This is a genomic window from Geodermatophilus sp. CPCC 205506 (genome assembly GCF_051383635.1).
GTDB lineage: Bacteria > Actinomycetota > Actinomycetes > Mycobacteriales > Geodermatophilaceae > Geodermatophilus.
On record NZ_JALPKP010000051.1, the window covers coordinates 21,707 to 35,794 of the forward strand.

15 protein-coding genes and 1 pseudogene are annotated in these 14,088 nt (G+C 74.6%); 10 read left to right on the forward strand and 6 right to left on the reverse strand.

Annotation, left to right across the window (positions count from 1 at the left end; genetic code table 11):
* The first annotated feature begins 70 nt into the window (after positions 1-70).
* From MY520_RS22870 to MY520_RS22890, 5 genes are read left to right on the forward strand one after another with little or no spacing between them, the layout of a single operon-like run.
* Positions 71-868: a LamB/YcsF family protein gene (locus tag MY520_RS22870; protein ID WP_436694871.1), complete on the forward strand. Its 798-nt coding sequence runs from the start codon at positions 71-73 to the stop codon at positions 866-868.
* Positions 868-1,479: a 5-oxoprolinase subunit B family protein gene (locus MY520_RS22875; RefSeq protein WP_436694872.1), complete on the forward strand. Its 612-nt coding sequence runs from the start codon at positions 868-870 to the stop codon at positions 1,477-1,479. The genes MY520_RS22870 and MY520_RS22875 overlap by 1 nt, the downstream gene beginning before the upstream one ends.
* Positions 1,476-2,333 carry a biotin-dependent carboxyltransferase family protein gene (locus MY520_RS22880; RefSeq protein WP_436694873.1) on the forward strand — a complete coding sequence of 286 codons (858 nt, stop codon included), beginning with the start codon at positions 1,476-1,478 and terminating at the stop codon, positions 2,331-2,333. The genes MY520_RS22875 and MY520_RS22880 overlap by 4 nt, the downstream gene beginning before the upstream one ends.
* Positions 2,334-2,362: 29 nt before the next feature.
* Positions 2,363-3,133: an IclR family transcriptional regulator gene (locus MY520_RS22885; protein ID WP_436694874.1), complete on the forward strand. Its 771-nt coding sequence runs from the start codon at positions 2,363-2,365 to the stop codon at positions 3,131-3,133.
* 29 nt (positions 3,134-3,162) lie between these two features.
* A complete protein-coding gene (locus MY520_RS22890; protein WP_436694875.1) occupies positions 3,163-4,149 on the forward strand; it encodes an ABC transporter substrate-binding protein in 987 nt (328 codons plus the stop codon).
* Between the two features lie 36 nt (positions 4,150-4,185).
* Here the strand turns inward: MY520_RS22890 and MY520_RS22895 are convergent, their stop codons facing one another.
* From MY520_RS22895 to MY520_RS22905, 3 genes are read right to left on the reverse strand one after another with little or no spacing between them, the layout of a single operon-like run.
* Complete coding sequence (locus MY520_RS22895) at positions 4,186-5,007, reverse strand: ABC transporter ATP-binding protein (protein WP_436694876.1); 822 nt, start codon at positions 5,005-5,007, stop codon at positions 4,186-4,188.
* 49 nt (positions 5,008-5,056) lie between these two features.
* Entirely contained in the window at positions 5,057-5,830 is a 774-nt protein-coding gene (locus MY520_RS22900; RefSeq protein WP_436694877.1) for an ABC transporter permease, read from the reverse strand.
* Positions 5,830-6,693: an ABC transporter permease gene (locus MY520_RS22905; protein WP_436694878.1), complete on the reverse strand. Its 864-nt coding sequence runs from the start codon at positions 6,691-6,693 to the stop codon at positions 5,830-5,832. Before MY520_RS22905 ends, MY520_RS22900 begins: the two co-directional genes overlap by 1 nt.
* 308 nt (positions 6,694-7,001) lie before the next feature.
* On the opposite strand from MY520_RS22905, the gene MY520_RS22910 reads away from it, so the two are divergent.
* The 5 genes from MY520_RS22910 (at position 7,002) to MY520_RS22930 (ending at position 12,594) form a co-directional block, all read left to right on the forward strand.
* A complete protein-coding gene (locus tag MY520_RS22910; protein ID WP_436694879.1) occupies positions 7,002-7,811 on the forward strand; it encodes an IclR family transcriptional regulator domain-containing protein in 810 nt (269 codons plus the stop codon).
* Positions 7,808-9,043, forward strand: coding sequence for an MFS transporter (locus tag MY520_RS22915; RefSeq protein ID WP_436694880.1), 1,236 nt, complete (start codon positions 7,808-7,810; stop codon positions 9,041-9,043). Before MY520_RS22910 ends, MY520_RS22915 begins: the two co-directional genes overlap by 4 nt.
* A gap of 26 nt (positions 9,044-9,069) precedes the next feature.
* Positions 9,070-9,873, forward strand: a complete 804-nt coding sequence (locus MY520_RS22920) for a CoA transferase subunit A (protein ID WP_436694881.1) — start codon at positions 9,070-9,072, stop codon at positions 9,871-9,873.
* 1 nt (position 9,874) lies between these two features.
* A complete protein-coding gene (locus tag MY520_RS22925) occupies positions 9,875-10,543 on the forward strand; it encodes a CoA transferase subunit B (protein WP_436694882.1) in 669 nt (222 codons plus the stop codon).
* A 320-nt stretch (positions 10,544-10,863) separates the two neighbouring features.
* Complete coding sequence (locus MY520_RS22930; RefSeq protein ID WP_436694883.1) at positions 10,864-12,594, forward strand: ScyD/ScyE family protein; 1,731 nt, start codon at positions 10,864-10,866, stop codon at positions 12,592-12,594.
* A gap of 72 nt (positions 12,595-12,666) precedes the next feature.
* Here the strand turns inward: MY520_RS22930 and pcaC are convergent, their stop codons facing one another.
* The 3 genes and pseudogenes from pcaC to MY520_RS22945 all read right to left on the reverse strand — a co-directional run.
* Complete coding sequence (gene pcaC, locus MY520_RS22935; RefSeq protein WP_436694884.1) at positions 12,667-13,065, reverse strand: 4-carboxymuconolactone decarboxylase; 399 nt, start codon at positions 13,063-13,065, stop codon at positions 12,667-12,669.
* Positions 13,062-13,844, reverse strand: a complete 783-nt coding sequence (gene pcaD / locus MY520_RS22940) for a 3-oxoadipate enol-lactonase (protein ID WP_436694885.1) — start codon at positions 13,842-13,844, stop codon at positions 13,062-13,064. Before pcaD ends, pcaC begins: the two co-directional genes overlap by 4 nt.
* Positions 13,841-14,088, reverse strand: a pseudogene (locus MY520_RS22945) (3-carboxy-cis,cis-muconate cycloisomerase); the annotation flags it as partial. The pseudogene MY520_RS22945 and the gene pcaD, both read right to left, overlap by 4 nt.

The window sequence follows — 14,088 nt, forward strand, 5'->3', positions numbered from 1 at the left end:
CCACCTCGCGTTGCCGGACCCCCGGAGCGGCCCTAGCGTCCGGGACAGCCGTCCGTCGTGGAGATCCCCCGTGTCGCAGAGCTCCGAGAACGCCCCCGGCCGCACCGCACCGCCCATGGACCTCAACACCGACCTCGGCGAGGGCTTCGGCCAATGGGTGCTCGGGGACGACGAGGCGCTGCTGGGCGTGGTGACCAGCGCGAACGTCGCCTGCGGCTTCCACGCCGGCGACCCGACGATCATGCGCCGGGTCTGCGAGCAGGCCGTGGCGTCCGGGGTGGCGATCGGCGCGCAGGTCTCCTACCGCGACCTGGCCGGCTTCGGCCGCCGGTTCGTCGACGTGCCCCCCGACGAGCTGACCGCCGACGTCCTGTACCAGCTGGGCGCGCTGGAGGCGTTCGCCCGCATCGCCGGCTCGCGGGTCCGCTACGTCAAGCCGCACGGAGCCCTCTACAACGCGATCGTCGGCCACGAGGAGCAGGCCGCCGCGGTCGTCCGGGCCGTCGTCGAGTACGACCGCGGCCTGCCGGTGCTCGGCCTGCCGGGGTCGGCGTGGCTGCGGCTGGCCGCCGAGGCCGGGCTGACCGTCGTCCGGGAGGCCTTCGCCGACCGCGCCTACACCCCCGAGGGGACGCTGGTCTCCCGCCGACTGCCCGGCGCCGTGCTGCACGACCCCGACCAGATCGCCGCCCGGTGCGTGGCGATGGCCCGCGGGGAGCCGATCGCCGACGTCGAGGGCAACCCGCTGGTCGTCAGGCCGCAGTCGATCTGCGTGCACGGCGACACGCAGGGCGCGGTGCTCATCGCGCGGCGGGTGCGGGCCGCGCTCACCGAGGCCGGCGTCGAGCCGGTGCCGTTCGCGCCCTGATGCGCGTCCTGCCCAGCGGCTCCACCGCGCTGCTGCTCGAGCTGGACGGCCTCGACGAGGTCCTCGGCCTGTACGCCGCGCTCACCGGGGAGCCGATCGAGGGCGTGGTGGACGTCGTCCCCGCGGCCCGCACCGTCCTGCTGGTCACCGACCCGGCGGCCACGTCGCTCCCGGCGGTCGAGCAGGCGGTGCGGCGGGTGCGGCCGCGGCCGGACCGGGCGGGCGGCGGCGAGCTGGTCGAGCTGCCGGTCGTCTACGACGGCGCCGACCTCGGGGACGTCGCGGCGCACCTGGGCGTCGAGCCGGCGGAGGTGGTGCGCCGGCACACCGGGACCGGGTGGACGGTGGCCTTCTGCGGCTTCGCCCCCGGCTTCGGCTACTGCACGCCCGACGGGGAGCCGTGGCACGTGCCGCGGCGGGAGACGCCCCGCACGCGGGTGCCGGCCGGCGCCGTCGCGCTCGCCGGGGAGTTCGCCGGCGTCTACCCGCGCGAGTCCCCCGGCGGCTGGCAGCTGATCGGCCGCACCGACGTCGCGGTTTTCGACCTGTCGCGGGAGCCGGCGGCCCTGCTGCGCCCGGGGGTGCGGGTGCGCTTCGTGGAGCAGCGGTGAGCCGCTGCCTCACCGTGCTGGCGACCGGCCCGCTCACCACCGTCCAGGACGCCGGCCGGCCCGGGCAGGGCGCGCTCGGCATCGGCCCGTCGGGCGCCTGCGACCGGGCCTCCGCCGCGCTGGCCAACCGGCTGGTCGGCAACCCCCCGGGCGCCGCGGTGCTGGAGGTGACCCTCGGCGGGCTGGCGGTGCGGGCCGGCGCGGACCTGCTGGTCGTCACCACCGGCGCCCGCTGCCCGGGCGCCGCGGCGCACAACGCGCCGGTGCGGCTCGCGGCCGGCGCCGAGCTGCGGCTGGGCCAGCCCGTGGCGGGGCTGCGCACGTACCTCGGCGTGCGCGGCGGGATCGCCGTCGAGCCGGTGCTGGGCAGCCGCGCCACCGACCTGCTCTCCGGTCTCGGCCCACCGGTCGTCGCGCCCGGCGACGAGCTGCCGGTCGGCGACCCGGCCGGCGAGCTGCCCGGCGTCGACCTGGCCCCCGTTCCCGACCCGCCGGACGGCGAGGTCACGGTGCGGGTGCTGCCCGGCCCGCGCGCCGACTGGTTCGCCGAGGGTGCGGCGGAGGCGCTCACCGGCACCGGCTGGACGGTCACCGGCGAGAGCAACCGGATCGGGCTGCGCCTGGACGGCGTCCCCCTCGAGCGGGCCCGCTCCGGCGAGCTGGCCAGCGAGGGGATGGTGCGCGGCGCGCTGCAGGTGCCGCCGTCCGGCCTGCCGGTGCTGTTCCTCGCCGACGCCCCGGTCACCGGCGGCTACCCCGTCATCGGCTACGTCGCCGACGGAGACGTCGACCGCTGCGGCCAGCTGCGGCCCGGGCAGACCCTCCGCTTCCGGGGCGCCGTGCCCACGGACTGAGTCCCGTCGCCCGTGCCACACTGCGGCCCGTGGGGCGGGTCAGGACCGGCGAGTCGGTGCTGTCGCGCGCCATCCGCATCTTCGACGCCTTCTCCCCCGACGAGAAGGTGCTGCAGGTGTCGGAGATCGCCCGGCGCACCGACCTGCACGTCGCCACGGCCTCCCGGCTGATCGCCGAGCTGGTCACCCACGGGCTGCTCGAGCGCGGCCCCGACCGCGAGGTCCGGGTCGGGGTGCGGATGTGGGAGCTGGCCTCCCGCGCGTCGCTCACCCTGTCGCTGCGGGACGCCGCGATGCCCTACCTGGAGGACCTGCACGCCGTCGTCGGCCACCACGCGCAGCTCGGCGTCCGCGACGGTGACGACGTGCTGTTCCTCGAGCGGCTGTCGGCCCGCGACGCGGTCGTCAACTACTCCCGGATCGCCGGCCGGCTGCCGCTGCACATCTCCTCCTCCGGCCTGGTGCTGCTCGCCTACGGGCCGCCGGAGCTGCAGGAGCGGATCCTGTCGCGGCCGCTGGCGCAGCACACCGCGCAGACGATCACCACCCCCGAGCGGCTCCGGGCCGCGCTGGCCGAGGTCCGCCGGCTGGGCTACGTCCTCACCCCGGGCCACGTGCACGACGACGCCGCCGGCGTCGCCGTGCCGGTCCGCAACGGGCTGCAGGAGGTCGTCGCCGCCCTCTCGGTGATCGTGCCCAACGACGGCCGGGCCGCGGCCCAGGTGCCGGCCCTGATGGCCGCCGCCCGCGGGGTGACCCGCTCGCTGTCGTCCCCGCCGCTGGGCGTCCCGCCCCGCTGATCCCGCCCGCTCCCCGAGGGAGACCGATCATGTCCGCAGCTGTGCCCCGTCCCCGTCGGCTGACCGGCCTCGCGCTGGGCTGCGCGGCCATCCTGGTGCTGGCCGCGTGCGGCTCCGACGACGACACCGGCGGCGGAGGCGGGGGCGGGGGCGGCGGCGAGTCGGGCCCGGCGGCGCTGACGCTGGGCTACTTCCCGCTCGTGCACACGGCGACCGCGGTGAACGCCGAGGAGACCGGCCTGTTCGACGACGCCGGGCTGGACGTGACGCTCGAGCAGACCTCCGGCGGCGCCCAGGCGATCCCCTCGCTGATCGCCGGCGAATACGACATCACCTACGGCAACTACACCTCGGCCCTGCTGGCGGCGCAGCAGGGGCTGCCGGTGCGGATCGTGGCCGGCAACGACGTCGGCGCCGACGACCACGCGATCATGGTGGCGCCGGACGCGCCCTACCAGTCGGCCGCCGACCTCGCCGGCGCCCGGATCGCGGTCAACAACCTGCAGAACATCGGCACGGTCGCGATCAACGCCGTCCTCGAGGACGCCGGCGTCGACATCTCCACGATCCAGTACGTCGAGCTGCCGCTCCCGGACATGGCCGCCTCGCTGGCCGCGGGCGACGTGGACGCCATCTGGCAGGTCGAGCCGTTCCAGGCCTCGGCCCTCGCCAGTGGCGCGCGGGTGCTCTTCCCGCTGTTCAGCGGCCCGGTCGAGGGCATGCCGGTGGCCGGCTGGCTGACCACCGAGCAGTACGCGCAGGAGAACCCCGGCGTGATCGAGGCCTTCCGCGAGGCCATGGCCGCGTCGATGGAGGAGCTCACCGACAAAAGTGAGCGCCTGGTGGAGCTGGTGCCCACCTACACCCAGGTGCCGGCCGAGACCGTCGAGCAGGTGGTGCTCCCGCAGTGGGACGTCGAGGCCGATCCCGAGCAGCTCCAGGAGATGAGCGACCGGATGCTCGACTACGGGATCATCAGCGAGGAGTTCGACGTCGAGACCATGCTCGTCGACTGATGGTCGGAGGGGGCCCGGTCCGGGCCCCCTCCCGCCTCAGACCTGGGACTGCCCGATGACGGCGGGCGCGTGCGGGTCGACCGCGCCCGGCGTCTCCTCCTTCGGGCGGTGGATCTGCTCGAAGACCCGGGCCCGCAGCTCGGCGAAGCGGGGCGAGGACCGGGTGTGCAGCTGGTTGCGCTCGTCGGGCAGGTCGATGGCGACGTCGTCGCGGATGACCGTCGGCGAGCTGGACAGCACGATCACCCGCTGGCCCAGGTACACCGATTCGTCGATGTCGTGGGTGACGAACAGGGTGGTGACCTGGAAGCGGTGCCACAGGTCGCGGACGAGGTCCTCGAGGTCGGCGCGGGTCTGCGCGTCGACGGCGGCGAACGGCTCGTCCATGAGCAGCACCTGCGGCTCGTAGGCGATCGCCCGGGCGATCGCGACGCGCTGCTGCATGCCGCCGGACAGCTGCCACGGGTAGGCGCTGTGCACGTCGGCCAGGCCGACCGCGGCGACCGACTCGTCGACCAGCTCCTTGCGCCGGGCGGAGGGCACCTTCTTCTGCTTGAGCGGCAGCTCGACGTTCTGCCGGACGCTCATCCACGGGAACAGGCTGCGCCCGTACTCCTGGAAGACGATGGCCATGCCCGGCGGCGGGCCGTCGACCCGCTTGCCGTTCAGGAGGACCTCGCCGGCCGTGGGGTCGAGCAGCCCGGACATGATCTTCAGCAGCGTCGTCTTGCCGGAGCCGGACGGTCCCACGAGGCAGGCGAACTCGCCCTCCTGCAGCGTGAAGGTCAGGTTGCGCACGGCCTCGACGGTGCGCGACTTGCCCTCGTACACCTTCTTGACGCCGTTCACCTCGAGCATCGTGTTGCGCCTTCCGATCGGGGGGTCAGGGTCGGGGTCTGCACGGGCGTCATCCCGCGCGCTGAGCGCGGCGCAGGCCGTGGTACCAGGCCAGCCAGCGGGTCTCGACGAGGCGGAACAGCAGGGACAGCAGGAAGCCGAGCAGGCCGAGCATGATCATGCCCGCCCACATCTCCGGGATGGCGAAGCTGCGCTGGGCCTGGACGATCGCGAAGCCCAGGCCGTCGCTGGCGGCGAACAGCTCGCTGATCACCATCAGGATGATCGCGACCGACAGGCCCTGCCGCAGGCCGGCGGCCATCTGCGGGCTGGCCGCCGGCAGGATCAGGTAGCGGAGCCGGGCCGCACCGGAGATCCGGTAGGTGCGGGCGGTGTCGGACAGCACGCTGTCGACGGCGCGCACGCCCTCGGCGGTGTTGAGCAGGATCGGCCACATGCACCCGAAGGCGATCACCACGATCTTCATCGTGTTCTCGATGCCGAAGATCAGCATGAGGATCGGCACGATGACCGGCGGCGGGATGGCGCGGAAGAACTCGAGAACCGGCTCGACCAGGTCGCGCAGCCGCTTGTAGGTGCCGATCAGCACGCCGAGGGTGATGCCGACGACGGCAGCGATGGCATAGCCGGCGGCCAGCCGCAGGAGACTGGGCAGCACGTCCTCGGCCAGCCGGGGCCCGAACCACTCCTCCACGAGGCTGTCGAGGATCAGCGACAGCGGCGGGAAGTAGAAGTTGGTGCTGTTCGCCGAGGTCACCCACCACAGCACGAACAGCACGAGGGGCAGGCCGAGAGCGAAGCCGAGACGCCGGAGGGTTGCCATCAGAGCGCCACCTCTGCTCGCTGGGACGGGTGCCAGCTGAGGGTCCGTCGTTCGATCCACCGGAAGACCAGGTTCACGATCACGCCGAGGATGCCGGAGACGACCACGAGGGCGTAGGTCGCCTCGATCGCGCCGCTGCTCTGCGCGACGGCCAGCCGATTGCCGATGCCGGGGTTGCCGATGACCAGCTCCGAGGTGACCGCGAGGATGAGCGCGACCGCGGCCGACAGCCGCAGGCCGGTCATGATGTAGGGCAGCGCGGTCGGCCAGGTGACGTACCGGATGCGGGCCGCGAAGTCGAAGCGGTAGGCGCGGGCGGTGTCCTGCGCGACCGGGTCGACGTCCTGGACGCCGTAGAGCACCTGGATGAGGACCGGCCAGAACGAGGCGTAGATGACCAGCAGCAGCTTGCTCTCGATCGAGGTGCCGAACAGCAGTACCGCCAGCGGGATCAGCGCCACCGACGGGATCGGCCGGAGGAACTCGATGGTGGAGGCGGTCAGCTCGCGCAGGAAGTGCGAGCTGCCGATGACGATGCCCAGCACCACACCGGCGACCGCGGCGATCAGCAGGCCCAGCGCCCAGCCCTGGATGGTGTCCATCAGCGCCGCCCAGAAGTCCGGCTGGCCCAGCTGGTCGACCAGCGCCACCGCGATCTCCGAGGACGTCGGGAAGAACTGGCTCGGCAGGATCTCCAGCCGCGGCAGGATCTCGAACAGCAGCACGAGGCCCAGCAGGCCGATCGTGCCCAGCACCAACGGCGAGCTGCCGACGGCGCGGCGTCGCGGGGGCTTGGGCGCGACGCCGGCTTCGGCGTTGTCGGCAGCGGGCTCGTAGACGGTGACCGGACCGGAGTCGCTCACGACCACACCTCCGGGCCGTCGTCCCCGCCGCGGACGGCGGACGGCAACGGCGCGGCAGCGAGGGCCGCTCGAGTTCGGCGCATGGGCGCTCCCCGGGGAGTTGGATCCGGATGGCAGGCGTTCGCTGCGCGAACCGCTGTTCTGCAGGAGAACGGAAACAGGTGATGCCTGCCACCGTCAAGCGTCGTCTCCGGTCCGTGACCGCGGTGTGATCGCCGGTGAGGACCAGTTGCCGTACAACCGTTCACCCTGCGCACAATGGCACGCGGGACGCCGAGCCGCGCCCCGAGGGCTGCAGGAGGAAGCGCGTGGAGATCGCCGAGGAACCGGCCGACCTGCCGGCGCGCGACAGCACCTTCGTGCAGTCGCTCGACCGCGGCCTGGCCGTCATCCGGGCCTTCGACGCCGAGCACCCGCGGCTGGGGCTCTCCGAGGTGGCCCGGGCGACCGGGCTGACCCGCGCCGCCGCGCGCCGCTTCCTCCTCACCCTGGTGCAGCTGGGCTACGTGCGCATGGACGGCCGGGAGTTCTCCCTGCGCCCGCGGGTCCTGGAGCTCGGCTACTCCTACCTGTCGGGGCTGACCCTGCCCGAGGTCGCCGAGCCGCACCTGGAGACGCTGGTCTCGCAGGTGAACGAGTCCTCGTCGATGTCGGTCCTCGACGGCGACGACATCGTCTACGTCGCGCGTGTCCCCACCAAGCGGATCATGACGGTGCTGCTCGCGGTGGGCACCCGCCTGCCGGCGCACGCCACGTCGATGGGCCGCGTGCTGCTCGCCGGGCTGGGCTCCGCCGACCTCGCCGACTACCTGCGGCGCGCACCGTTCACCCGCCACACCGACCGGACGGTCACCGACCCGGTCGAGCTGCGCGCCGCCGTCGAGCTGGCCCGCCGGCAGGGCTACGCCCTGGTCGACCAGGAGCTGGAGGAGGGCCTGCGCTCGGCGGCCGCGCCGATCCGCAACGCCGACGGCGAGGTGCTCGCCGCGCTCAACATCTCCGTCCACGCCAGCCGGACGTCGATGGCGCAGCTGGAGGGCGAGCTGGTGCCGGCGCTGCTGGAGACCTCGCGGAACATCGAGCACGACCTGTTGCGCACCCGGCGTACCGGGTCGTGAGCTCGCCCGCACCCGAACGACGTCGACCGTGGTGGGTCCTGATCGCCCCCGCGGTGGCCCTCGTCCTCGTCGCCCTCTGCCTGCGGGCCCCGTTCGCCGCGGTCGGCCCCGTGCTCGGCGACCTGAGCGACGAGCTCAGCGTCTCCACGACCGCGCTGGCCGTGCTCACCGCGCTCCCGCTGGTCTGCTTCGGTCTGGTCTCCCCCGCCGCGCCGGCGCTCGCGGCGCGGATCGGCCTCCACCGCGCGGTCCTCGCCGGGACGGTGCTGCTCGCGGTGGGCGTCGCGCTCCGCCTGGCCGGCACCTGGGGGATGTTCGCGGGCACCGTCCTGCTCACCAGCGGGATCGCCGTGGCCAACGTGCTGGTGCCCGCCGCCGTGCGGGCGGAGTACGGGCGGCGCAGCGCGCCGGTCCTGGGCGCGACGACGGCGTCGATGGCGCTGTCTGCGAGCCTCGGGGCCGGGCTGGCCCAGCCGCTGGCCGCTGCCGCCGGCTCGGCCGTCGCCGGGCTGGCCGTGTGGCTGGTCCCGGTCCTGCTCGCCGTCGTCTGCATCGGCCTGCTCGCCGGACGGCGCCCCGTGGAGCGCGTCCCGGCGTCGGCCCGGCTGCCGGTGGCCGCCGTCCTGCGCGACCGGGTGGCGCTGGCGGTGACCGCCTTCTTCGGCCTCCAGTCGCTGTCCTTCTACGCCATGCTCACCTGGCTGCCCAACATCCTCGAGGACGACGCCGGGATGTCGGCGGCCGCCGCCGGAGGGCTGCTGGCCCTGGCCGCCGCGCTCGGTTCCCCGTGCGCGCTGTTCGTCCCGCCCCTGGCCGCGCGCCGGGCCGGCCAGGCAGGCTGGGTGCTCGGCGCCGGTTCGCTGCAGCTGTCGGGCGTCGCCGGGCTGCTGGTCGCCCCGGGTGCCGCGCCGGTGCTCTGGTCCCTGCTCTACGGTCTGGGGACGGGCGTCGCCTTCCCGCTGGCCATGACCCTCGTCCTGGTGCGCACCCGGGACGTGGGCCAGACCGGCCGGCTCTCCGCGGCCGCGCAGAGCGTGGGGTACCTGCTCGCCGCGACGGGGCCGCTGGCCGTCGGCCTGCTGCACGACGCCACCGGCGGGTGGCGGACCAGCCTGGTGCTGCTGCTGGTGCTGGTGGCGCTGCAGGTGTGCGCCGGGCTGGCCGCGGCCCGGCCGCGCCTGGTCACCGAGACCCGGGCGGAGGGCTCGCAGCCCTCCCCCGCCCGATCCTGAACGCCCGAGGACGACGAGGAGAGCAGATGGACAAGGTGGTGGGGTCCGCCGCAGCGGCGGTGGCCGACGTGGAGGACGGCGCGGTGCTGGCCGTGGGCGGGTTCGGGTTGTGCGGCATCCCGTACGCCCTGATCGACGCGCTCCTGGAGCAGGGCACGACCGACCTGACGACGATCTCGAACAACTGCGGGGTCGATGACGCGGCCCTCGGCGTGCTGCTGTACGCCGGGCGGATCCGCAAGACGATCTCCTCGTTCGTGGGCGGCAGCAAGGAGGTCGCCCGCCGGTACCTGTCCGGTCAGTTGGAGGTGGAGCTGACCCCGCAGGGCACGCTGGCCGAGCGGCTTCGGGCCGGCGGCAGCGGGATCCCGGCCTTCTACACCCCGACCGGCGTGGGCACGATGGTCGCCGACGGCGGCATCCCGGTCCGCTACGACGCCGAGGGCAACGTCGTCGAGGTCAGCCGACCCAAGGAGGTGCGCGAGTTCGACGGCCACCAGTACGTGCTCGAGACCGCGCTGACCGCCGACTTCGGGCTGGTCCGCGCCGCGATCGGCGACCGGCACGGCAACCTCGTGTTCCACGAGTCGGCGGCCAACTTCAACCCGCTGGCCGGCATGGCCGGGCGGATCACCATCGCCGAGGTCGAGGAGCTCGTCGAGCCCGGCGAGATCCGTCCCGAGCTCGTGCACCTGCCCGGTGTGTTCGTCGACCGCGTGGTGCTGGCCCGGCCGGACGACAAGAAGATCGAGAAGCTCACCACCCGCCCGCGGCAGTCGCCGGCCACGCCCGCCGCCGCCGGCGACGAGTCGACCCCCGGAGGGAACTGAGATGACCCTGACCCGTGACGAGCTCGCCGCCCGGGTGGCGCTGGAGCTCGAGGACGGCCAGTACGTCAACCTCGGCATCGGCATGCCGACGCTGGTCCCCAACTTCATCCCCGACGGCGTGCACGTCGTGCTGCACTCGGAGAACGGCATCCTCGGCGTCGGTCCCTACCCGTTCGAGGGCGAGGAGGACCCGGACCTGATCAACGCCGGCAAGGAGACGGTGACGATCCTGCCCGGGGCCAGCTTCTTCGACTCCGCGCTGTCCTTCGGGATGATCCGCGGCAAGCACCTCGACGTCGCCGTGCTCGGCGCCATGCAGGTCAACCCCCGGGGCGACCTGGCCAACTGGCTGATCCCCGGCAAGATGGTCAACGGCATGGGCGGCGCGATGGACCTCGTCCACGGCGCCCGCAAGGTGATCATCATGATGGAGCACACGGCCCGCGACGGGTCGCCCAAGCTCGTACAGGAGTGCACCCTGCCGCTGACCGGCAAGGCCTGCGTCGACCGGGTCATCACCGACCTGGCGGTCGTCGACGTCACCCCCGACGGCTTCGTGCTCGTCGAGACCGCGCCCGGCGTCTCCGCCGACGAGGTCGCCGCCGCGACCGGCGCCCCGCTCACGATCGGCGACGCCGTCCGGGAGATGCAGCTGCCCGCCACGGTCTGACCCGGAGCGCCACGGGCGAGGACCCTGCGTCGGTTTCCGCGGAAACCGACGCAGGGTCCTCGCGCGTCCGGGGGCGGGCACCGGTGCCCGCCCCCGGACGCCGCGGACGCGGCCGTGGGTGTCGCTGTGCTCACACCGGGTTCCGGGCACGCCACGAGACCCCCAGGGGACGCCCGCTGCCGCCCCCCTGCATGGGGGCTCCGGGTCCACCGGGACCTACCTACCGTCGACCGCCATCGGGGACGCACTGCCATCCGCCTCCGGCGCCGAGCCGTCCGGGGGCCTTCCAGAACAACGCCAACCCGCAGCGGAGATCCCTCATGCGCAAGACCATCGTCGCCGCCGGCTCGTTCGCCCTCCTCCTGGGCTGCGCGACCGCGGCATCCGCCACCGTCGAGACGCCCGACAGCGAGCCCCTCGACCACGTCGTCGTCGCCACCGGGCTCGACAACCCCCGCCAGCTCGCCTGGGCCGGCCGGAACCTCCTGGTCGCCGAGGGCGGCGAGGGCGGCGAGGACTGCTCGCCGTCCCTGCCGGCAGCGGCGTCAGCGGCGCAGCCCGCGACCGACGCCCCGGCCGACGACACCGCACCGGCCGCCGTCCCGCTCGACGACGACGGCACCGCCGACCAGGGCAGCGGCGACGCCCCCGCCACGGCCACGGCCGACGACACCGCGCCGACCGCCGTCCCGCTCGACGACGACGGCACCGCCGACCAGGGCAGCGGCGACGCCCCGGCCACGGCCACGGCCACGGCCACGGCCACGGCCGACGACACCGCGACGGGCGCCGACGACGCGGCGACCGCTGCCACCGCCGCGGAGGAGGTCTGCGCCGGCGACACCGGCGCCATCGCGGCCGTCAACCGGCCCTCCCGCACCGAGGACGCCGAGGCCGAGCGCATCGTCGACGACCTGTACTCCGTGGAGTCCGCGGAGGGCACGGTCGGCTCCGACGGCGTCGCGGTCGGCCTCCCCGGCCTCCTGGTCATCGCGCAGGGCGAGGGGACCCCGGACGCGCTGGCGGAGCCGGGCGCCGAGACCGACGACAACGGCGCCGCCACCCAGGAGCACCTGCTGCTCAGCATCGACGGCGAGGTCCTGCCCTGGGTGGACCTCGGCGCGGAGGAGGAGCGCCTGAACCCCGACGGCAAGACGGCCCTGGACAGCAACCCCAACGCCGTGATCGTCGTCGACCCGACGCCCGAGGGCGATCCCGGCGAGGACGAGTACCTGCTCGTCGCCGACGCGGGCGCCAACGCCGTGTGGAAGGTGACGCCGGACTTCGACGACGTCGACGAGGACGGCCTCCCCGACTACGAGGTCGAGGTCTTCGCCGCCTACGAGTCCGACGACGACGAGGCCACCCCCGAGTTCGTCCCCAGCGCCCTCGACCAGGACGCCGACGGCAACATCTACGTCGGCGGGGTCGGCTCGCTCCGTCCCGGCGTCGCCGAGGTCGTCCGCTACGACGCCGACGGCGACGAGACCGGCCGCTGGGGCGGCTTCACCGGCATCAACGGCCTGGCCGTCGAGCCCGACGGCGAGCACGTCTACGTCTCGCAGATCCTCGGCAGCGAGGGCCCGCCGACCGGGACCGGCAGCGTCGTCCGGTTCACCACCGACGAGCCCGAGGACGCCACCTACGCGATCGTCGACGTCCCGTTCCCGTCCGGCCTGGAGCTGGGCCGCGGCGGCACGGTCTACGTCTCGGCGTACAGCACCCTCCCCGCCGACGCCGACGACCCCGCCACGGAGGACGTCGTCGAGGGCGGCCAGCTGTGGCGGTTCTCCTTCCCCGAGGACGCCGAGGAGACCGCGCTCCCGGTGACCGAGCCCACCGAGGCGGCGCCCGCCGAGTCGGCCCCGGCCGCACCCGCGGACGCCGGGACCGGCACGACGACACCTGACGCCGGGGTCGCGGCCACCGACGACGACGGGACCGCCGACCAGGGCAGCGGGGACGCGGCGATCGCCACGGTCCCCGGCGACAGCGCTGTCGCGGGGGACGACGGGACCGCCGACCAGGGCAGCGGGGACGCCACGCCCTGACCGCCGCCCCTCCGACCGACCGACCGTGCGGTGCCGCGACCCCTCCCGCGGCACCGCACGGTCGCGTCGGGGTCAGGCCCCGCGCAGCTCGTCGAGGATCGGCCCGGCCACCTTGAACGCGTGGTTGGCCGACGGCACGCCGGCGTACACGGCGGCGTGCTGGATGACCTCCGCGATCTCCTCGTCGGACAGGCCGTTGTTCTTCGCCGCCCGCACGTGGAGGGCGAACTCGTCCCAGTGCCGCAGCGCGATCGTGATCGACAGCGTCATCAGGCTGCGGTCCCGCCGCGCCAGCCCCGGCCGCTGCCAGATGTCGCCCCACGCCACCCGGGTGATGAAGTCCTGGAAGTCGGCGGTGAACGGGGTGGTGCCGGCGACGGCGCGGTCCACCCACGCGTCGCCGAGCACCTGCCGGCGCGTGGCCATGCCGGCCTCGCGGCGTTCGTCGTCGGTGCCGGGCAGCTCGCTCACCGCCGGCCTCCCGCCTCGTCGAGGTGGCCGAGCAGCGCGCCGGTGACCTCCTGCGGCTGCTCGACGTTGGCCAGGTGCGCCCCGGGGCTGACCGACACCAACCGGGCGTCCGGGACCGCGTCCACGATGGCCTGCTGGTGCTCCGGCGGGGTGGCCGGGTCCTCGACGCCGGAGACGACCAGGGTCGGGGCGCCGATCGTCGGCAGGTCGGCGCGCAGGTCCATCTCGGCGATCGCCTCGCAGCAGCCGGCGTACCCCTCGGCCGGCGTCCCGGCGATCATCGCCTCCATCCGCGCGGTCAGCTCGGGCTCGCGCTCCCGGAAGCCGGGCGTGAACCACCGCTGCACCACGACCGGGGCGAGCACGCCGGTGCCCTCGGTGCGGGCGGTGCGCGCCCGGTCGGTCCACATCTCGCGGGGGCCGAGCAGCGCGGACGTGCACAGCAGCGCGATCCGCCCCACGCGCTCCGGCTCGCGCGCCGCCATCCGCATCGCGGTCATCCCGCCCAGGGACAGCCCCACCACGTGCGCCCGCTGCACACCGAGCCGGTCCAGCAGCGCCACGACGTCGTCGACCAGGTCGTCGAGGCTGTACGGGCCCTCGGGCACGGGCGAGCTGCCGTGCCCCCGGGTGTCGTAGGTGACGACGCGGAAGCGCTCGGCCAGCGCGGGCACCTGGGGGTCCCACATGGCGCGCGTGGCGCCGAGGGAGTTGGAGAGGACGACGACCGGCGCGTCGCGCGGCCCCTCCTCGGTGTACGAGACCTCGACGGCGGTCATTGCTCCCCTTCGGTGAGTGCGGCGTGCTCGGCCAGGGCGGCGTCCACCTGGGCGCCGGCCTCGCCCACGTCCGGCGCGGCGGCGGCCAGCACGGCGGCTGGGTCGACATCGGTGCGGGCGGCGACCAGCTCGGCGAGCGGCCGGCCGGTGTCCCGCGCCGCGCGGACCGCGGCGGCGGCGGCGTCGTGGGCCGGACCCTTGCCCAGGGCCGGGGCGAGCGCGTCGGCGAGCGCGCCGGCCCGCG